This window comes from Reyranella sp. (genome assembly GCF_965279465.1).
Taxonomy (GTDB): domain Bacteria; phylum Pseudomonadota; class Alphaproteobacteria; order Reyranellales; family Reyranellaceae; genus Reyranella.
Genome location: NZ_OZ257242.1, coordinates 333511 through 352130, shown reverse-complemented (window position 1 = coordinate 352130; position 18620 = coordinate 333511). Strand labels below are relative to the sequence as shown.

15 protein-coding genes are annotated in these 18620 nt (G+C 65.4%); 10 read left to right on the top strand and 5 right to left on the bottom strand.

Annotation, left to right across the window (positions count from 1 at the left end):
• Positions 1-10 precede the first annotated feature (10 nt).
• From ACQY8M_RS01680 to ACQY8M_RS01660, 5 genes are all read right to left on the bottom strand, one after another.
• Positions 11-1525 (bottom strand): ABC transporter substrate-binding protein, encoded by a 1515-nt coding sequence (locus ACQY8M_RS01680; protein WP_428668749.1) that lies wholly within the window; start codon positions 1523-1525, stop codon positions 11-13.
• A gap of 13 nt (positions 1526-1538) precedes the next feature.
• Positions 1539-3053 carry an ABC transporter substrate-binding protein gene (locus ACQY8M_RS01675; RefSeq protein ID WP_428668748.1) on the bottom strand — a complete coding sequence of 505 codons (1515 nt, stop codon included), beginning with the start codon at positions 3051-3053 and terminating at the stop codon, positions 1539-1541.
• Between the two features lie 41 nt (positions 3054-3094).
• Positions 3095-4030 (bottom strand): Hsp33 family molecular chaperone HslO, encoded by a 936-nt coding sequence (locus ACQY8M_RS01670; RefSeq protein WP_428668747.1) that lies wholly within the window; start codon positions 4028-4030, stop codon positions 3095-3097.
• 151 nt (positions 4031-4181) lie between these two features.
• Positions 4182-5108 (bottom strand): ornithine carbamoyltransferase, encoded by a 927-nt coding sequence (gene argF, locus ACQY8M_RS01665; RefSeq protein WP_428668746.1) that lies wholly within the window; start codon positions 5106-5108, stop codon positions 4182-4184.
• Between the two features lie 6 nt (positions 5109-5114).
• Positions 5115-6296: an aspartate aminotransferase family protein gene (locus ACQY8M_RS01660; protein ID WP_428675288.1), complete on the bottom strand. Its 1182-nt coding sequence runs from the start codon at positions 6294-6296 to the stop codon at positions 5115-5117.
• 208 nt (positions 6297-6504) lie between these two features.
• On the opposite strand from ACQY8M_RS01660, the gene ACQY8M_RS01655 reads away from it, so the two are divergent.
• From ACQY8M_RS01655 to galE, 10 genes are all read left to right on the top strand, one after another.
• Positions 6505-8247, top strand: a complete 1743-nt coding sequence (locus ACQY8M_RS01655; RefSeq protein WP_428668745.1) for a fatty acyl-AMP ligase — start codon at positions 6505-6507, stop codon at positions 8245-8247.
• A gap of 1 nt (position 8248) precedes the next feature.
• On the top strand, positions 8249-9160 hold the full coding sequence (locus ACQY8M_RS01650) for an NAD-dependent epimerase/dehydratase family protein (protein WP_428668744.1): 912 nt from the start codon (positions 8249-8251) through the stop codon (positions 9158-9160).
• A gap of 99 nt (positions 9161-9259) precedes the next feature.
• On the top strand, positions 9260-9571 hold the full coding sequence (locus ACQY8M_RS01645; RefSeq protein ID WP_428668743.1) for an acyl carrier protein: 312 nt from the start codon (positions 9260-9262) through the stop codon (positions 9569-9571).
• Between the two features lie 6 nt (positions 9572-9577).
• On the top strand, positions 9578-10792 hold the full coding sequence (gene spt / locus ACQY8M_RS01640) for a serine palmitoyltransferase (protein ID WP_428668742.1): 1215 nt from the start codon (positions 9578-9580) through the stop codon (positions 10790-10792).
• A 60-nt stretch (positions 10793-10852) separates the two neighbouring features.
• Positions 10853-11773, top strand: coding sequence for a metallophosphoesterase family protein (locus tag ACQY8M_RS01635; RefSeq protein ID WP_428668741.1), 921 nt, complete (start codon positions 10853-10855; stop codon positions 11771-11773).
• 7 nt (positions 11774-11780) lie between these two features.
• Positions 11781-12929, top strand: a complete 1149-nt coding sequence (locus tag ACQY8M_RS01630; protein ID WP_428668740.1) for a dATP pyrophosphohydrolase — start codon at positions 11781-11783, stop codon at positions 12927-12929.
• Positions 12930-13023: 94 nt separating this feature from the next.
• Complete coding sequence (locus ACQY8M_RS01625; RefSeq protein WP_428668739.1) at positions 13024-14250, top strand: MFS transporter; 1227 nt, start codon at positions 13024-13026, stop codon at positions 14248-14250.
• 416 nt (positions 14251-14666) lie between these two features.
• Positions 14667-15797 carry a type III PLP-dependent enzyme gene (locus ACQY8M_RS01620; RefSeq protein ID WP_428668738.1) on the top strand — a complete coding sequence of 377 codons (1131 nt, stop codon included), beginning with the start codon at positions 14667-14669 and terminating at the stop codon, positions 15795-15797.
• A 94-nt stretch (positions 15798-15891) separates the two neighbouring features.
• A complete protein-coding gene (locus ACQY8M_RS01615) occupies positions 15892-17331 on the top strand; it encodes a homospermidine synthase (RefSeq protein ID WP_428668737.1) in 1440 nt (479 codons plus the stop codon).
• 144 nt (positions 17332-17475) lie between these two features.
• Positions 17476-18459 carry a UDP-glucose 4-epimerase GalE gene (galE, locus tag ACQY8M_RS01610; protein ID WP_428668736.1) on the top strand — a complete coding sequence of 328 codons (984 nt, stop codon included), beginning with the start codon at positions 17476-17478 and terminating at the stop codon, positions 18457-18459.
• Positions 18460-18620 lie beyond the last annotated feature (161 nt).

The following is an 18620-nucleotide window of genomic DNA, read 5'->3' as shown; positions in this document are numbered from 1 at the left end:
TCGCGAGCGTCTACTTCAGCTTCACCCCGACCACCCGCAGCAGTCCGTCCGGCATCGGTTTGAAGCCCTCGACCCGGTCGGTGGACGCGATCAGGTACTGCGGGTGGAAGAGGTAGATGATCCAGCCGTTCTGCAGGAACTTGCCGGCCAGCTTCTCGTAGGCGGCATTGCGCCCGGCCAGATCGCTGGCGGTGCGCGCCTGCTCGAGATAGGCGTCGACGTCCTTGTCGCAATACTTGCCCATGTTCATCGGGCCGTTGCAGCTTTGGTAGAGCACGGTATTGCCGTCCGGATCGATGCGACCGCTCCAGGCGTTCATATAGAGCTGGTACTCTCCGTCCTCGGCCTGCTTCTGCGCCGTCGCCGCCTCGGTCACGCGCAGCTTCAGGTCGAAGCCCGCCTCGGCGACCATCGCCTGCAGCACCTCGGCGACGGCCTGCGGCTCGGCTCCGCTGGTCACCATGAAGTCGATCGTCACCGGCGTCTTGACGCCCGCTTCCTGCATCAGCGCCTTGGCCTTGGCGAGGTCGCGCTTGGGGACGGGGAAGGCCTTCTGATAGAATGGGCTCTGCGGGTTGACCCACTGGTTGCCCGGTACGAACTCGCCGTTGAAGACAACCTGGTTGAGGGCGTCGCGGTCGATGGCAAGCTCGAAGGCCTGCCGCACCCTGGCGTCCTTGCCCAGCGGATTGTTCGACTTCGGACCGTTGTTCACGTTAATCAGCAGGCCGAACCAGCCGAGCGACGTCGCCTTGCTGAGCCGCAGTTTCGGGTTGGAGCGGACGTCCTTGATGTCGGTCGCCAGTACGCGCTCGATCAGGTCGAGCGAGCCGGACTTGAGATTGGCCAGGCGAATCGTCGAATCGACGATCGGACGGTAGGTGATCCTGTCGATGAAGACCTGGTCCTTGTTCCAGTAGTCGGCAAACTTCTCGACCACGATGCGGTCCTGGGCAATGCGCTCGACGAACTTGTAGGGGCCGGCACAGACCGGATGGAGCGCGAACTTGTCGCCCGCCGCCTCGGTCGCCTTGGGCGCCATCATCATGCCGGCGCGGTCGGTGAGCTGGGCCAGCAACGGCGAGAACGGCGCCTTGAGGTTGAGCTTTATGGTCAACGGATCGATCACCTCGACGGAGTCCACGACGCTGATCTCGGAGCGGCGGAACGAGCCTTTCATGGTGAGATGGCGATCGAGGCTGTACTTGGCCGCCGCCGCATCGAACGCCTCTCCGTTGTGGAACTTCACGCCGGGGCGGAGCTTCATCGTCACCGTCTTGCCGTCGGCCGAGGTTTCCGAGCCGAGCGCGAGCTGCGGCACGATGTTGCCCTTCTCGTCGATGTCGAACAGCTTGTCGCAGATCGAGGCGAACATGATGCGCGTCGTATAGAAGCGCGAGAGCGTCGGATCGAGCACGTCGCCGTCGTCGCCCAGCCCGATGCGCAGATTGGTCTGCGCCATCGCCCCCAGGGGCGCGCCGACGGCAAAGAGGGAAAGGGCAGCTGCCAGAACGATCCGTCGCATCACGCCTCCATACTTACTTCAACTTGAGTCCCACAACGCGAATGATGCCGTCCGACACGGGCCGATAGCCCTCCAGCCGCGCGCTGTGCGTGACCAGGTTCTGCGGATGGTAGAGGTAGAGGATCCAGCCCTTGTCGAGGAAACGCTCGGCGACCTTGCGGTAGATCGCCTTGCGCGCCTCGACATCCGTGGCGGCACGCGCCTCCTGGTGCCAGCCGTCGAGCTCCTTGTCGCAATACTTGGCCATGTTCTGCGGTGCGCCGCAGGTCTGGTAGATCACCGAGTTGCCGTCGGGATCGCTGCGTCCGCTCCAGGTCAGGCCGTAGAGCTGGAAGTCGCCGTCCTCGCCCGCCTTCAGCGCGGTCGCCACCTCGGTGACGCGGATCTTCAGGTCGAAGCCTGCTTCCGCCGCCATCGACTGCACCACCTCGGCGACGGCGCGTGCCTCCGGCGCGTTGTTGACCATGTAGTCGATGCTGAGCTTGCCGGTGATGCCGGCCTCCTTCATCAGCGCCTTCGCCTTGGCGAGGTCGCGCTTGGGGATCGGAAAATCCTTCTGGTAGTACGGGCTCTGGGGGCTGATCCACTGATTGCCCGGCACGAACTCGCCGTTGAAGACGACCTGGTTGATCGCGTCGCGGTCGAGACTGAGCTCGAACGCCTTGCGCACGCGCGGGTCCTTGCCCAGCGGGTTGTTCGACTTCGCCCCGTTGTCCTGGTTGATCATCAGCCCGAACCAGGCGAGCGATACCGAGTTGGCGAGCTTGAGCTTGGGATCGGCCCGTACGGTCGGAATGTCGGTCGCCAGGATGCGTTCGGTCAGGTCGATGCCACCAGAGCGCAGGTTGGCCAGGCGCACGGTCGTGTCGACGATCGGCAAGTAGGTAATCTTGTCGATGAAGACCTGGTCCTTGTTCCAATAGTCGGCAAACTTCTCGACGACGATGCGGTCCTGCTGCACCCGCTCGACGAACTTGTAGGGTCCGGCACAGACTGGCTTCAGCCCGAACTTGTCGCCGGCAGCTTCGGCCGCCTTCGGCGAGACGATCATGCCGGCGCGGTCGGTCAGCTGGGCCAATAGCGGCGAAAAGGGTGCCTTGAGGTGCAGCTTGACGGTCAGGGGATCGGCGACCTCCACGCTGTCGATGGTGCCGATCTCGGGCTTGCGGAACGAGCCCTTCATCGTCAGGTGGCGATCGATGCTGTACTTGGCGGCCTCCGCCGTCAGCGGCTCGCCGTCGTGGAACTTCACACCCGGGCGAAGCTTGATCGTGACGGTCTTGCCGTCGGCCGAGGTCTCGTGGCTGAGCGCGAGCTGCGGGACGATGGCGAGCTTCTCGTCGATGTCGAACAGCTTGTCGCACAGCGAGGCGAAGACGATCCGGCCGGTGTAGGTGCGCGACAGGGTTGGATCGAGCACGTCCGGATCGTCGCCGATGCCGATGCGCAGATGGCCCTGCGCCAGCGCACTACCCGCGCCGAGGCACAGGACAAAAGACAAAAAAAACCGACGCGCCGTCTTGCCCATGAGTCGCTCCCTGCATCCGCCGTGCCATTGTGGCCGGGGGATCAGGCAGCGGAAGCGTAAATCCGATCGAGGTCGCTATCGTCGTAGGCGTATTCGGTCGAACAGAACTCGCACTTCACGGCAACTTTACCGCTCGCATCGCGCAGGTCGTCGAGCTCTTCGCGCTTGATCGAGCGCAACACGCGATCGATTCGTTCACGGCTGCAGCGGCAGCGCGCCACGAGCGGCCGACGCTCGAACTGTCGCGGCCGCTCGAGATGGAACAGGCGGTAAAGCAGCGTCGGGCCCGAAAGGGCCGGGTCGAGCATCTCCGCCTCGGTCGCCGAGGCCATCAGGATCACTGCCTTGCGCCAGTCGTCCTCGCGCTGCTCCTGGTCGATGTCCACGCGGCCCGCATCGAACTCGGGCATCTGCTGCACCATCAGGGCCGCGCCGCGCCAGTGAGGCGTGCCAGTCGTGACGTGGCGTTTGGCTACGATCTTGATGCCGGTCGGCAGCTGCTCGGACTGGCGGAAGTAAGTATGGGCACAGTCGGCCAGGGTCGCGCCCTCGAGCGGCACGACGCCCTGATAGCGCTCGGTATGCTGGCCCTGGTCGACGGTGAAGGTGAGGCGGCCCTGGCCGAACAGCTTCGGCACATAACCGTCGGGCGCATCGCTGTTGCCGGCGCCCAGAGCGATGGCCAGCTTCCACGAATCGAACAACGCATAGCCGCGCAGCGCGCCGTCGGTCGTGAGGTCGGTCACCAACAGGCGGATCGGCCCGTCACCGGTGATCTGCAGGGTGAAGATCCCATCGTATTTGAGCGAGGTGGCCAGGCAGGCGCACAGCACCATCGCCTCGGCAAGCGGCCGTGCCACCGCCAGGGGATAGCCGTGGCGTTCGATGATGGCGTCGAGCGTGGGTCCAAGCCGCACCAGGCGACCGCGTGCGCCCAACGCATCGAGTTGGAAAGGAAGGACGTGGTCGTCGTTCATGCTCCCGGCCTTCCCGGGCAACTTACTTCAAGGGCCCTTCCGCTGGGAGCGCGGCTCTCCAGAGCCGCTCTTCCTTCGGCTGACCCCGTCGCATGAGCGGCTCTGGAGAGCCGCGCTCCCAGCATGACGTCCTCAGGGACGGACATCCGCTTTACGACAGGCACCACGCGAGGATGCTCTTCTGCGCGTGCAGGCGGTTCTCGGCCTCGTCGAATACGACGGACTGCGGCCCGTCGATCACCTCGGCAGTGACCTCCTCGCCGCGATGGGCGGGCAGGCAGTGCATGAAGATTGCGTCAGGCTTGGCCGCCGACATCAGGCGCTTGTCGACCTGGTAGCCGCGCAGGAGGTTGTGCCGTCGCGTGGCGCCGGCGCTCTGCGGATCCTCGTCGCCCATCGACACCCAGGTGTCGGTGACGACGCAGTCGGCATTGCGCACGATCGCTTCGGGATCGTGGCCGATGGTGATGCGGCCGTTCGACCGCTCCGCCCATTGCACGACGTCTTTCGGCGGCACGAGCTCGGGCGGGCAGGCGACGCGCAATTCGAAATCGAACTGCACGGCGGCATGGATCCAAGAGGTCGCCATGTTGTTTCCGTCGCCCGACCAGGCAACCGACTTGCCCTGGATCGAGCCGCGATGCTCCTCGTAGGTCATGACGTCGGCCATGAGCTGGCAGGGATGGGTCTTGTCGGTGAGGCCGTTGATCACCGGCACCGTGGCGTACTTCGCCATCTCGAGGAGCTTCTCCTCGACCGTCGTGCGCATCATGATGATGTCGACATAGCGTGACAGCACGCGCGCGGTATCGGCGATTGTCTCGCCTCGCCCGAGCTGGGTGTCGGTGCGGCCCAGCATGATCGTCTGGCCGCCGAGCTCGCGCATGCCGACCTCGAACGACACGCGGGTGCGTGTCGACGGTTTCTCGAAGATCATCGCGAGGGTCTTGCCGCCCAACGGCTTCTCATGACCGCCGTTGGCGCGTGCCTTCTTCATCGCCTTGCCGTGATCGAGGATCTGACGAAGCGCCTTGGGATCGACCTGGTCGAGGTCGAGGAAGTGCTTGGGTGTCGCCATGGCTGCCTACTCGGCGGCCTTGGCGCCCGCCTCGAACGACTGCGCAGCCTGGCTCAGGAGGTCGATGCCCTCGTCGAGGGCTGCCTTGTCGGCGATCAGCGCCGGGAAGACACGGATCACGTTCTCGCCTGCGGGCGGTACCAGCATGCCGAGCGACTGCAGACGATTCACCATGTCGCCCGCGGGCACCGCCGGGGTGCATTGCAGACCCTGCAGGAAGCCCATGCCGCGCTGCTCGACATAGACCGTCGGATGCTTCTTCACGAGGCCCTCGAGCTGGCCCTTCAGATACTCGCCGCGCTCGCGCACGCCGTCGATGAAGCCGGGCTTGAGCAGCTCGTCGAGCACCGCGTTGGCGACGCCCGTGGCCAGCGGATTGCCGCCGTAGGTCGAGCCGTGCGTGCCGGGCACCATGCCGACCGCAGCCTTCTCGGTTGCCATGAAGGCGCCGATCGGGAAGCCGCCGCCCATGCCCTTGGCGATCGCCGCGACGTCGGGCTTCACGCCCGACCAGTCGTAGCCCCACATCTTGCCGGTCCGGCCGAATCCGGTGTGGATCTCGTCGTAGAACAGCAGCAGGCCGAACTCGTCGCAGATCGCGCGCAGGTCCTTGAGGAACTGCGTGGTCGTGGCGCGAATGCCGCCTTCGCCCTGGATCGGCTCGACCAGGATGCCGGCGGTCTCGTCGTCGATCATGTCGCGCACGACGTTGGTGTTGTTGAGCGGCGCGTGCTTGTAGCCGGGCGCCGGCGGGCCGAAGCCTTCGAGGTACTTCTCGTTGCCCGTCGCTGCGAGCGCGTTCAGCAGCCGGCCGTGGAACGCCGCCTGGAAGGCGATGATCTTGTACCGTCCGGGCTTGCCGTTCATGTACTGATACTTGCGGATCAGCTTGATGCCGCCTTCGATCGCTTCCGCACCGGAGTTGCAGAAGAACATCGTGTCGGCGAACGACACCTCGGTCAACCGCTTGGCCAGCTTCTCGCCGTTGCCGATGCGGAACAGGTTCGAGGTGTGCCACAGCTTCTGGCCCTGCTCGGTCAGCGCCTTGACCAGGGCAGGGTGGCAGTGGCCCAGTGCGTTCACGGCGATGCCGGAGGTAAAGTCCAAGTAACGTCGGCCGTCCGTCGCGTAGAGATAGTTGCCCTCTCCGCGTTCGAACACGACGTCCTTGCGACCGTACGTCGGCATCACAGCCGTAATCACGATAGACCTCCTCCAAAAGGAAAACCTCGCCGGGGCCGGCGCTTCCGGGACGGAAGTACCGGCTTTTGGCGAGGGGCCGGCACTATCGGACCGGGGGCAGGGGGTGTCAACTTTGCCGCACCAGCCGGATAGGGTGCCTTGAGGGGGCCTGACCCCTCTGCTAGGAGACCCGCCTTCCCTCAGAAAACAGGTCATGAGCTTGCTTCCCACCCGCAACCGTCAGCTCGCCTTGCGCCGCGCCGGCTTCCGGTCGGTGCCGGAGATGCTCGACTATGCGGCCCAGGGGGAGACCGGTGTCACCTTCTACAGCGCACGGGGCGAGCAGCTCTCGGCTCTGCCTTGGAAAGAGGTGCGCCACCGCGCCCACGTCGTGGCACGCAAGCTTATCGGGGCTGGATTTGCCCGTGGCGAGCGACTGCTGATCACCGCCGATACCTGGCCCGGCTTCTTCGATGCTTTCTTCGGCGCGCAGTATGCCGGCCTGTTGCCGGTGCCGGTGTCAATTCCGGTCGGAATCGGTGGTAAGGAGGCCTATCTCGACCAGCTTCGTCGCCAGCTCGCGGCCTCTGGCGCGGTCGCCGCGATCGGTCTCGACGATCTGGCAGGCTTCCTCGCCGATGCCGCGGCCGAATTTCCTGCGGTCCGTCTCCACGGCGGCATGGATGCGATCGATGGCTTGGCGGAGAAACCCGTCGATCTGCGACCGTTCCAGCCCGACGAGCTCTGCTACATCCAGTTCTCTTCCGGCAGCACGCGCCATCCGCATGGCGTGCAGATCACCCAGGCGGCCCTGATGGCCAATCTGGCCGGCATGGTCGGCCCGGCCGGCCTCGATATCGTCAGTGGCGATCGGGCGGCGAGCTGGCTGCCGCTGTATCACGACATGGGCTTGATCGGCTTCACCTTTGCACCGCTCTCGGCCCAGCTCTCGATCGATTACCTGACGCCGCGCGACTTCGCCCGCCGGCCGATGCAGTGGCTCAACATCATCGCGCGTAACCGCGCCACCGTCTCCTATAGCCCGAGCTTCGGCTACGACCTCGCGGTGCGCCGCGGGGCGGCGCAGCTGCCGGCCGATCTCGACCTGTCCTGCTGGCGCCATGCCGGGATCGGCGGCGACATGGTCCGGGCCGGTGTGCTGGAGCGCTTCGCGGAGACGTTCGAACCGCGCGGCTTCAGGCGCTCGGCCTTCATCCCGAGCTACGGCATGGCCGAAGTCTGCCTTGCCATCACCTTCAGCCCTGGTGGAATGGGTGCGCGCACCGATACGGTCGACCGTGTCCTGCTTTCGGAGGCGCAGCGCGCCCAGCCGGCGCCCGATCCCGGTGATTCGATGCGCGCCCGGCGCTTCGTGATCTGCGGCAAGGTGCTGCCCGGCCATCGGCTCGAAGTCCGCGACGAGGCTGGCCGCCTGTTGTCCGATCGAGCGGTGGGCCGCATTTTCGTCAGGGGACCGAGCGTCATGCCGGGTTACTTCGGCGAGCCCGAGGCCAGCCGCGAAGTGCTGTCGCCCGACGGTTGGCTCGACACCGGCGACCTCGGCTACATGCTGGACGGCGAGATCGTCGTCACCGGCCGGGCCAAGGACCTGATCATCGTCAACGGCCGCAATGTGTGGCCGCAGGATATCGAATGGGCGCTCGAGGCCCGGAGGATCGTGAAAAGCGGCGATGCGGCAGCCTTCTCGGTCGATACCGGCGAAGGCGAACGGGTCGTCGTCGCGGTGCTGGCGCGGGTTTCCGGCGATGAGGCGAGGACGGCGCTGGTCCGCGATGTCGCCGGAGCCGTGCGCGAGTCAGCCGTGGTCGACTGTGATGTGGTGCTGGTGCCACCGACCATGGGCCTGCCCATGACCTCCTCGGGCAAGCTCTCGCGCTCGCGCACCAAGGCCAACTACCTCGCGGGCCATTACGAACCGAAGCCCGCCGCAGCCTGACATGCGGTTGGCGGCGGTCACCGGTGCGACCGGCTTCGTCGGCCCCCATCTCATCGCTGCCCTGGCGCGACACGGCTGGAAGCTGCGGCTGCTGATCCGGCGCTGGACGCCCTTGCCCTCGCTGGCTGGAGTCGGTGCTGAGATCGTCTGGGGCGATCTGTCGGACGAGGCGGCCTTGCGCCGGCTGGTCGAGGGTGCCGACGCCGTGGTCCATGCCGCCGGCGTCATCAAGGCGCGCCGGACGAAGGACTTCGACGCGATCAACCGGGACGGCACGGCCAGGGTCTCGTCTGTAGCAGCGAATATTCCCTTCCTGCTCCTGTCGTCACTGGCGGCCCGGGAGCCCCAGCTCTCGCCCTATGCCGCCAGCAAGCGCGCGGCGGAGGAGGTTGTTGCCCGGCGGACCGGGCCCTGGCTCACCGTCCGGGCGCCGGCCGTCTACGGACCGGGCGACCGCGAGACCCTGGCCTATTTCAAGATGGCGGCGTGCGGTTTCGCCCTTCAACCCAATCGGCCGGGCGCCAGGCTCTCCCTGATCCATGTCGAGGACCTGGCCGAGGCATTGGCCCTCGCCGTCGCTCGACCATTGCCGTCCACCGTCTGTGAAATCGATGATGGTCGGCCGGGAGGTTACAGCCATGAGGACATGGCCGCGGCTGCGGCGAGCGCGCTCGGCCGGCGGGTCTATCCTCTGCGAATCCCCCAGGGGCTCATTGGGGCGGTCGCGGCCCTCAACAGCCTTCGCCGGTCGGCGCAGATTTTAACCCCGGCAAAGGTGCGGGAATTGTTCCATCCCGACTGGGTGGCCCATGATCGGGGCGTGACAGCAGCGACGGGGTTCTCGGCGCGTTATGACCTGACGAAAGGCTTCCGCCACACGATCTGGTGGTATCGCTCTTGCGGTTGGCTTTAGTTAGGTGTGAAACACGGCGTAACAAATTGTTATTTCACTAGGATTTGGTGTTTCTGTCACATAGGGCCTGTCCGATCCCCTCGGCACCGGAGAACTGGTTTGAGCACCGCCCATAATCTGATCGTCGAAAACGACGACGCCCCCCTCTCGCTTCGCCGTCACCCGACGCGCGGCGAGGTGATGTCCGAGATCTGCATGCAGCTCGACGCGTTCCGCAGCGATGACGCACAGGTCATCCGTGGCGCCACCGTCATTTCCAAGGACCTGAGCATCGATTCACTCGCGGTCATGGACATGATCATGGAGCTCGAGGACAGGTTTGACGTGTCCATCCCGATGAACACCGTGGCTGAAATCCACACCGTCGACGAGCTCACCGATACGATTCTGAAGCTCGCTGCCCGGCGTTAATCCGCCATGGGCCTGTTTGACCGGCACGCCGGGCTGCTGGACGCCTATCGCGACGTCCGCACCACCGGCGCGGACCCGTTCCAGATTCGCATGGAACGGGTGCTGTCGCCGACCGAAGCCATCATCGACGGCAAGAAGTGCCTGACGGTCGGCACCAATAACTATTTCGGCCTGACGTTCGATCCGTCCTGCATGCAGGCGGCGATCGACGCCATCAAGGCCGAAGGCACCGGTACGACCGGCTCGCGCATCGCCAATGGCAGCTACAGCGAGCATGTCGCGCTCGAGGACGAGATCGCCGCGTTCTACGGCAAGAAGCACTGCATGGTCTTCACGACCGGCTACCAGGCCAATCTCGGTGTGATCTCCACCCTGGCCGGCCCGGAGGACTTCCTGCTCATCGACGCCGACAGTCACGCCTCGATCTATGATGCCTGCAAGCAGACCCAGGCGGAGGTCGTGCGCTTCAAGCACAACGACCCGGCAAGCCTCGAAGCCCGCCTGCGCCGGCTCGGCGACAAGCCGGGTAACCGACTGGTCGTGCTCGAGGGCATCTATTCGATGCTGGGCGATTCCGCGCCGCTCAAGGAATTCGTCGCGGTCTGCAAGAAATACGGCGCCTACGTGCTCGTCGACGAGGCCCATTCGCTGGGCGCGCTAGGTGAGAACGGCCGCGGCCTGTGCGAGGCGGCGGGCGTGCTCGACGACTGTCATTTCATCGTCGGCACCTTCTCCAAGACCCTGGGCGCGATCGGCGGCTACTGCGTTTCGAACGATCCCGACTTCGACATCCTGCGCGTCACGGTGCGGTCCTACATGTTCACCGCCTCCCTGCCGCCCTCGATCGTGGCGTCGGTGCGCCAGGCGCTGAAGGTGGTCAAGGCGCGGCCCGAGCTGCGCAGACAGCTCTGGGACAATGTCACTACGCTTTATGATGGGCTGGCGGCGCAGGGCTTCAAGCTCGGGCCCGAGCATGGGCCCGTGGTCGGCGTCCATCTGCCGGACCGTATGACCGCGATCGGCTTCTGGCGCGCCATGCTCGATGCCGGCATCTACGTGAACGTCGCCGTGCCGCCGGCCACGCCCAACGGCGTGTCGCTGCTGCGCTGCTCGCTCTGTGCCGTGCACACGAAGGAGCAGCTCGAGCACATGATCGAGGTCATGACCGGCATCGGCCGCCAGATGGGCGTGCTCGCGCCCAAACTGCGGGCGGCCGGCTAGCACATCGCACCCGTCTCATTCCTCCCTGCGTTGCGCGCAGGGAGGAAGTCAGAAAGGTCCATGTTCACGCTCGCCCATCTGTCCGACCCGCACCTGCCGATGCCGCAGGCCAGTCCGGTGCAGCTCCTGAACAAGCGCGCCACGGGCTATTACAACTGGTGGCGTCATCGCGTGCATCTGCATGTGCCCGAGGCGCTAGCGGGCATCGTCGCCGATATCAAGGCGCAGAAACCGGACCACATCGCCCTGACCGGCGATCTCGTGAACGTCGCCCTGCCGCAGGAATTCCGCCGCGCCGCCGGGTGGCTCGCCGCCTTCGATACGCCCGACCGCATCACCGTCATACCCGGCAACCACGATGCCTATGTGCCGATTCCGTGGGCCGAGAGCATGGGCCTGTGGGGTGCCTATATCGCCAGCGACGGCGAACCGCCGGCGGCGAGCTTCGATGTCTTCCCGACCGTGCGCCGACGCGACGGTATCGCCCTGATCGGCCTGTCGACCGGCGTACCCAAGCCGCCGCTGCTGGCGACCGGAGATCTCGGTGAGACCCAGATCGCGCGCGCCGAGCGCCTGCTCGCGGAGACGGGCCGCGAGGGCCTGTGCCGCATCGTGCTGATCCATCACCCGCCGCTCACCGACCAGTCGCGCTGGAAACATCTTACGGACGCCGATGCCTTTCAGGCGGTGATCCGCCGGGTCGGCTGCGAGGCGATCCTGCACGGCCACAACCACCGCAGTGAGATTGCGCGCATCGCCGGCCCGAAAGGCGCGGTGCCGGTGCTGGGCGTCTCCTCGGCGTCCGCGGCGCGTGGCAGCAAGTACGGCCGCGCGCGCTATCATCTCCTGCGCATCGAGCGCGAAGGCCAGAGCTGGCGTCTCCAGATGCAGATCCGCGCGCTCACGGCCGACGACCGTGGCTGTGAGCCCGATGGCGACCTTGTGTTCCACAGTTCCGACACCGCGGACATGGTAGCCTGAGCAGAGCATGCCAAACTCGGAAATCGTCGTTGCGCCGGTCGAGAGCAAGGCCGACCTCAAGGCCTTCATCCAGCTTCCGGTGCGGCTGTACGCCGGTCACAAGGGCTACACTCCCCACCTGAACGTGGAGCGGCAGGAAGCTTACTCGCCCAAGAAGAATCCGCTGTTCCAGCACGTCGAGGTCCAGCTTTTCCTCGCCCGGCGCGCCGGGCGTGTGGTCGGCCGCATCTCGGCGCAGGTCGACCGCGCCTATCTCGAGCGCTACGCCGACGACACCGGCCACTTCGGCAGCCTGGTGGCCGAGGATGATCCGACGATCTTTGCCGCATTGTTCGCCGCGGCCGAGAACTGGCTGCGGCAGAAGGGCATGAAGCGCAGCACCGGCCCGTTCAGCCTGTCGGTCAACGAGGAGGTCGGCCTGCTGGTGAGCGGCTTCGACAGCACGCCGATGCTGATGGTGCCTTACGACCCGCCCTATTCGGGCGCGCGGGTCGAGGCCAACGGCTACGCCAAGATCAAGGATCTGTTCTCCTACAACTACGACGTCCAGAATGCGCCCGAGACCATCGGCAAGAAGCTGATGGCGCGGGCGGGCATGGGCGAGCGGGTCAAGGTGCGCAGCGCCAACATGAAGATGTTCGACGCCGAGGTGCGCACCATCGTCGGCATCTTCAACGACGCCTGGAGCGACAACTGGGGCTTTGTGCCCTTCACCCAGGCCGAGATCGACCACGCCGCCAAGGCGTTCGGGCCGGTGATCGTGCCGGAGCTCGCCGTCTTCGTAGAGGTCGACGACGAGGCGGTCGCCTTCATCGTGGCGCTCACCAACCTCAACGAGGCGATCGAGGATCTTGGCGGCAGGCTCGGGCCCATCAATCTGGCGAAGCTTTTGTGGCGCCTCAAGATTGCCGGCGTCGGCAGCACGCGCGTGCCGCTGATGGGGGTGAAGAAGAAGTTCCGCAACCATCCGCTGATGGGCGCGGGGCTCGCCATGATGGCGATCGACCAGCTGCGCCAGAACGGCAAGCGGCTCGGCAAGACGACGGCCGAGCTGGGCTGGATCCTCGAGGACAACAAGGCGACCAACAACATCATCCGTTCGGTCGGCGGCGTGCACTACAAGACCCACCGCATCTACGAGAAGGCGCTGGGTTGAGCGACCCCCGCAGCGTGATCATCCTCTTCCGGACCGCGAGCTTCCAGCTCGCTCATGAGCTTGAGCGAGCTGGAAGCTCGCGGTCCGGAAGACGATGACGGCACATCCTTCCGCCTTCGCTCCCCTCGCCAACCGCGCCTTCCTCGGCCTCTGGATCGCCAACCTGCTATCCAACATCGGCGGCTGGATGCAGACCACCGGGGCGGCGTGGGAGATGACCGGCCTGACGACCGAGCCGATCTACGTGGCGCTGCTCGCGGCGGCCGGCACGCTGCCGATGTTCCTGTTCTGCTTCCTGGCTGGAATTCTCGCCGATCGCTTCGAGCGGCGGCGCTACATTATTGTCTGCCAGTTCTGGATGATGGGCGTCGCCGGCGTGCTGGCCGTGCTGGCGTTCTTCGGGCAGCTCAGCGCCATCAACCTCGTCGTGCTGAGCTTCTGCATGGGCCTTGGTAACGCCATGAATGCGCCCGCCTGGCACGCCGTCGTGCCGGAGATCGTTTCCGGACCGCAGCTCCGGCCGGCGATCGCGCTGAACTCGGCAGGCTTCAATCTGGCTCGCACGATTGGACCGGTGGTCGGCCAGATCCTGCTCGGGCTGGTCGGTGTCTTCCTGCTCTTCGCCATCAACACCGTGACCTATATCGGTGTCATCTTCGCGCTACGGGCCTGGAAGCGGCCGGCCGAGGCGCACGCTTCCCAGCGTCGAGAAGGCTTTCTGGAGGCCGCTCACACGGGCATCGCTTTCGTGCGCGGCTCCGCCGAGCTCAAGGCGATCTTTGCTCGAGGCCTGTGTTTCTTCGTGCCGGGTATTGCGATGGGCACTCTGCTTCCGGTCATTGGCCGCTTCGAGCTTAAGCTCGACGAATTCACCTTCGGCATCCTCTACGCCGTGTTCGGCGTCGGTGCGGTCGCCGGCGCCCTGTCGATGCCCATGGTTAATCGACTGCTCGGCGCCGATCGCGCCAACATCTGGGCGATGGGAATCACCGCTGTCGCCACGCTGGTGGCGGCGCTGGACATGACGCCGCTCGTGGTCGGCATTGTCGTCGCCTTGAACGGTGCCTGCTGGATGACGGTCATCGCCAACAACGGCGCGGCAGTGCAAATGATCCTGCCCAACTTCATGCGAGCACGTGGCATGGCAGTGCACCAGATGGTTTTCTTCGGCGCCATGGTCGCAGGCTCGCTGCTCTGGGGCAAAGTCGCGGACCTGTGGAGTGTGCAGGCCGCGCTCATCGCCTCGTCGCTCGCTCTCGCGCCGCTCACGGTGCTCGCTGCATTGATTCGACTCCCCGGCTCCTCGATGCCGCGCAGCTGAGAGGCAACCTCGCGGCGCGCCAACGTGTTGTCTTCACCACAAGAGCCTCAGAAATTTCCCCGGTGGGGCAGAATCCGCTTGTAACGTCGGCCATTAGTTGTAGATACCAATCCAAGACGCCCACGCACGTGCCGCTGGCCCTTAGTGGTTACGCAACGACGGAAAGTGTTCTTTTTGGCAGTGCCGGCGAAAGCCGGGTCCGGGAAGGAGCTTCTGATGATTGCTTACCGCGCGGGGCGTCGTCCCCGCTATTATGTCATTGGCCTGGCGGTGAGCCGGGCCACATCGTTCGAGCTTCCGCCCAAGCGGTTTATCTCCCCGTCGAGTATGGGCTGACGCACGCTGCCTCCACGGCACCGGCGTCATCTACTCGCCTCTCGAACAATTTGACGTTTTAGACGGGGAACCCCCCAGTAATGACCGAGCGTATTTTTCGTTACCTGCGCGAGCAGCAGCCCGAGACGCCTCTTCTCGTGGTGGATCTCGACGTGGTCGAGAACAACTTCCGCCGCATGCGCGAGCTGTTGCCGGCGGCGCACATTTTCTATGCGGTGAAGGCTAACCCGGCTGCGCAGATTCTGTCGCGCCTGGGAACCGCCGGCTCCAAGTTCGACGCTGCTTCGCGCGGCGAGATCGAGCTGGTGCAGGCTGCCGGCGTTGCAGCCGATCGCATTTCCTTCGGCAACACGATCAAGAAGGAGAAGGACATCGCCTGGGCCTACCAGCAGGGCGTGCGCCTCTTCGCCTTCGACAGCGAGGCGGAGCTGCAGAAGCTCGTTCGCGTCGCGCCGGGGGCAAAGGTATTCTGCCGCGTGCTGGTCGATTGCGGCGGCGCCGAGTGGCCGCTCAGCAAGAAGTTCGGCTGCACGCCGGAGATGGCCAAGGATCTGCTGCGCAAGGCGCAGGAGTGGGGGCTCGATGCCTACGGCATCTCGTTCCACGTCGGCAGCCAGCAGACCGATCTCGACCAGTGGGATCGTGCGCTCGCACAGGTGTCGCAGATGTTCTTCGCGCTCGCCGAGCAGGGCGTCGACTTGCGCATGGTCAATCTGGGCGGCGGCTTCCCCGCGCGCTATCGCGCCGAGGTCAACGGCATCGAGGCTTACTGCGAGGCGGTGACCCGCGCACTGGTGCGCCACTTCGGCAACCACATGCCGGAGGTCATCATCGAGCCGGGCCGCTCCATGGTGGGCGACGCCGGCGTAATCCAGAGCGAGGTCGTTCTGGTCTCGCGCAAGGCGGCCAACGACCGCAAGCGCTGGGTTTATCTCGACATCGGCAAGTTCTCCGGCCTGGCCGAGACGATGGACGAGAGCATCAAGTACCGCCTGCGCACCGCGCGCGACGGCACGCGCGTCGGCCCGGTCGTCCTGGCCGGTCCGACCTGCGACTCGGCCGATATCCTCTATGAGAAGACTGAGTACAAGCTGCCGCTGGCGTTGAAACCCGGCGACAAGGTCGAGATTCTCTCGACCGGCGCCTACACGACGACCTACTCGTCGGTGGCGTTCAACGGCTTCGCCCCTTTGAAGGCGATCTGTATCTAGCCTCTCTCCCTTCACGGAGACGAAACACGGGGCCTTGAGAAAGGCCCCGTTGTCGTTCTAGGACCAAACTCGAGAGAAAGGACAAGGGGGCATCATGGCCAAGAAGTCCAAGAAGAAAGCCTACAAGAAGCACGCCGCGTTCGGCGGCCGCATGGTGATGATCGGCTTCGGCTCGATCGGCCAGGGCGTGCTGCCGCTGATCTTCCGCCATATCGACATCAAGCCCGAGCAGATCACCATCATCTCGGCCGAGGATCGCGGTGGCCTGAAGGAGACCGAGCGCTATGAGGTCAAGTTCATCAAGAAGCGCCTGACCCAGGAGAATTTCCGCCAGGTGCTCGACAAGCGGATCGGCAAGGGCGACTTCCTGGTCAACCTGTCGGTCGAGGTCGCCTCGACGGCGCTGGTCGAGTTCTGCCAGGAGAAGGGTGCGCTCTACATCGACACGTGTATCGAACCCTGGCCGGGCGGCTACACCGATCCCACCCTGTCGGTCTCGCGGCGCTCGAACTATGCGCTGCGCGAGACCATGCTGGCGCTCAAGCCCAAGTACGAGGGCGGACCAACGGCGGTGATTGCGCACGGCGCCAACCCGGGCCTGGTTTCACACTTCGTGAAGCAGGCGCTGGTCAATCTCGCCAAGGACATCGGCATGGACGCGGGGACCCCCACCACCCGCGAAGGCTGGGGCCGGCTGGCGCGCGACCTCGGCGTCAAGGTGATCCACGTCGCCGAGCGCGACACGCAGGTCTCCAAGAAGCCCAAGAAGGTCGGCGAGTTCGTCAACACCTGGTCGATCGACGGCTTCGTCTCGGAAGGCAGCCAGCCGGCCGAGATGGGCTGGGGCACGCACGAGAAGCTGCTGCCCTACGACGGTGCGCATCATGATTTCGGCTGCGGCGCGGCGATCTACCTCAATCGCCCGGGCCTGATCACGCGCGTGCGCACCTGGACGCCGCTCGAAGGGCCGTTCCACGGCTTCATCATCACGCACAACGAGTCGATCTCGATGGCCGACTACTACACGCTGCGGGACGGCGGCCAGGTCACCTATCGGCCGACCGTGCACTACGCCTACCATCCGTGCGACCAGGCGATCATGTCGATGCACGAATGCGCGGGCAAGAACCTGCACCAGCAGAAGGAGCAGCGGCTGATCGTCGAGGAGATCACGGAGGGCCGCGACGAGCTCGGCGTGCTGCTGATGGGGCACGCCAAGGGCATCTACTGGTACGGCAGCCAGCTCGACATCGACGAGGCGCGCGAACTCGCGCCGTACAACAACGCGACCTCGCTCCAGGTCTGCGCGCCGGTGCTCTCGGGCATCATCTGGGCCATCGAAAATCCGGAACGCGGCATCGTCGAGGCCGACGAGATGGATTTCGCGCGCAACCTCGAGATCTGCCTGCCCTACCTTGGCCCGATGGTCGGCAAATACGGCGACTGGACCCCGTTGGAGGATCGCGGCCGGCTGTTCTACGAGGACCTCGACACCGCCGATCCCTGGCAGTTCACGAACTTCCGGGTGATGTGACTTCTTCGGCGAGCATCGACGCGGCGCCACGCTGCGCAAAGCCTGGGGTGGCGCTGGTGCTCGCGTGATCTGTCGGCGGCACGTCGAGCTCTGGACTTCACGGTCGAGGCTATTCATCCTCGACCGGATGACAGGGGAAATGGAATGAGCGACGCCGTCCTGGTCACCGGCGGCGCGGGCTATATCGGCAGTCACGTCAGCAAGGCCCTGGCCGATTCGGGCTTGAGTCCGGTCTGCTACGACACGCTGGAGAAGGGTCACGAGTGGGCGGTGCGCTGGGGGCCGCTCGAGCGAGGCGACATCGGCGATGCTGCGCGCCTCGACGAGGTCTTCGCCCGCCACAAGCCGCGCGCGATCATCCATATGGCAGGCTACATCGAGGTCGGCGAATCGGTGCGCCAGCCGGAGCGCTATATGCATAACAACGCCACCAAGTCCGGGGTGCTGGTCGAGGCGGCGCTGCGCCACGGCATCGAGGCGTTCGTCTTCTCCAGCACCTGTGCGGTCTACGGCCTGCCGCAGTCCGACCTGCTGGACGAGAAGCACCCGATCGCGCCGTTGAGTCCCTATGCCGCGTCGAAGGCAACGGTCGAGGACACCCTTACGGCGGCTGCAGCGCGCGGGCTGCGCGCGGCGTCGCTGCGCTATTTCAATGCCGCGGGTGCCGACGCCGGAGGCGATATCGGCGAAGCGCACTCGCCGGAAACCCATCTGCTGCCGCTCGCGGCCGATGCGGTGCTGGGCTTCGGTCCGCCGCTCACGTTGCTGGGCGACGACTATCCGACGCCCGATGGTTCCTGTGTGCGCGACTATATCCATGTCAGTGACCTTGCCGACGCCCATGTACGAGCAATCGGTTGGCTCAGGAAACAACCCGGACACGGTGTGCACGAAACCTTCAACGTCGGCAGCGGCTCCGGCTACAGCGTGCGCCAGGCGGTAGCCGAGACTGGACGCATTGCCGGCAGCCCCGTGCCTCACAGCGTCGGCCCGCGCCGGCCCGGAGACTCGCCGCGCCTGGTCGGCGATATCACGAAGTCCAAACGCGAGCTGGGATGGCAGCCGACGCGCGATCTCGCCGTCCAGATCGAGGACACGCTGCGCTGGCGCCAGAAGATGCCGCGGTAGCGCAGCGGCAAAAAGCCGGCGTATTGCCTGCTGGTTGCTGTCACATCGCCGGACTTCTCCTCGCACTATCGATGCGGAAAGGGTAAGTTCGACACATTCATCTGGGCCGGTAGATAAAATTCATCATCACTGCAATAATCCCCTTGATGTTCGGGGTGACT

What these genes read in the sequence shown, in the direction of transcription:
- ACQY8M_RS01655 (WP_428668745.1), top strand. Translation starts at nt 6,505, where the DNA reads ATGAGCTTGCTTCCCACCCGCAACCGTCAGCTCGCCTTGCGCCGCGCC.
- spt (WP_428668742.1), top strand. Translation starts at nt 9,578, where the DNA reads ATGGGCCTGTTTGACCGGCACGCCGGGCTGCTGGACGCCTATCGCGAC.
- ACQY8M_RS01660 (WP_428675288.1), bottom strand. Translation starts at nt 6,296, where the DNA reads ATGCCGACGTACGGTCGCAAGGACGTCGTGTTCGAACGCGGAGAGGGC.
- ACQY8M_RS01680 (WP_428668749.1), bottom strand. Translation starts at nt 1,525, where the DNA reads ATGCGACGGATCGTTCTGGCAGCTGCCCTTTCCCTCTTTGCCGTCGGC.
- ACQY8M_RS01650 (WP_428668744.1), top strand. Translation starts at nt 8,249, where the DNA reads ATGCGGTTGGCGGCGGTCACCGGTGCGACCGGCTTCGTCGGCCCCCAT.
- ACQY8M_RS01635 (WP_428668741.1), top strand. Translation starts at nt 10,853, where the DNA reads ATGTTCACGCTCGCCCATCTGTCCGACCCGCACCTGCCGATGCCGCAG.
- ACQY8M_RS01675 (WP_428668748.1), bottom strand. Translation starts at nt 3,053, where the DNA reads ATGGGCAAGACGGCGCGTCGGTTTTTTTTGTCTTTTGTCCTGTGCCTC.
- ACQY8M_RS01615 (WP_428668737.1), top strand. Translation starts at nt 15,892, where the DNA reads ATGGCCAAGAAGTCCAAGAAGAAAGCCTACAAGAAGCACGCCGCGTTC.
- galE (WP_428668736.1), top strand. Translation starts at nt 17,476, where the DNA reads ATGAGCGACGCCGTCCTGGTCACCGGCGGCGCGGGCTATATCGGCAGT.
- ACQY8M_RS01620 (WP_428668738.1), top strand. Translation starts at nt 14,667, where the DNA reads ATGACCGAGCGTATTTTTCGTTACCTGCGCGAGCAGCAGCCCGAGACG.
- ACQY8M_RS01670 (WP_428668747.1), bottom strand. Translation starts at nt 4,030, where the DNA reads ATGAACGACGACCACGTCCTTCCTTTCCAACTCGATGCGTTGGGCGCA.
- ACQY8M_RS01625 (WP_428668739.1), top strand. Translation starts at nt 13,024, where the DNA reads ATGACGGCACATCCTTCCGCCTTCGCTCCCCTCGCCAACCGCGCCTTC.
- argF (WP_428668746.1), bottom strand. Translation starts at nt 5,108, where the DNA reads ATGGCGACACCCAAGCACTTCCTCGACCTCGACCAGGTCGATCCCAAG.
- ACQY8M_RS01630 (WP_428668740.1), top strand. Translation starts at nt 11,781, where the DNA reads ATGCCAAACTCGGAAATCGTCGTTGCGCCGGTCGAGAGCAAGGCCGAC.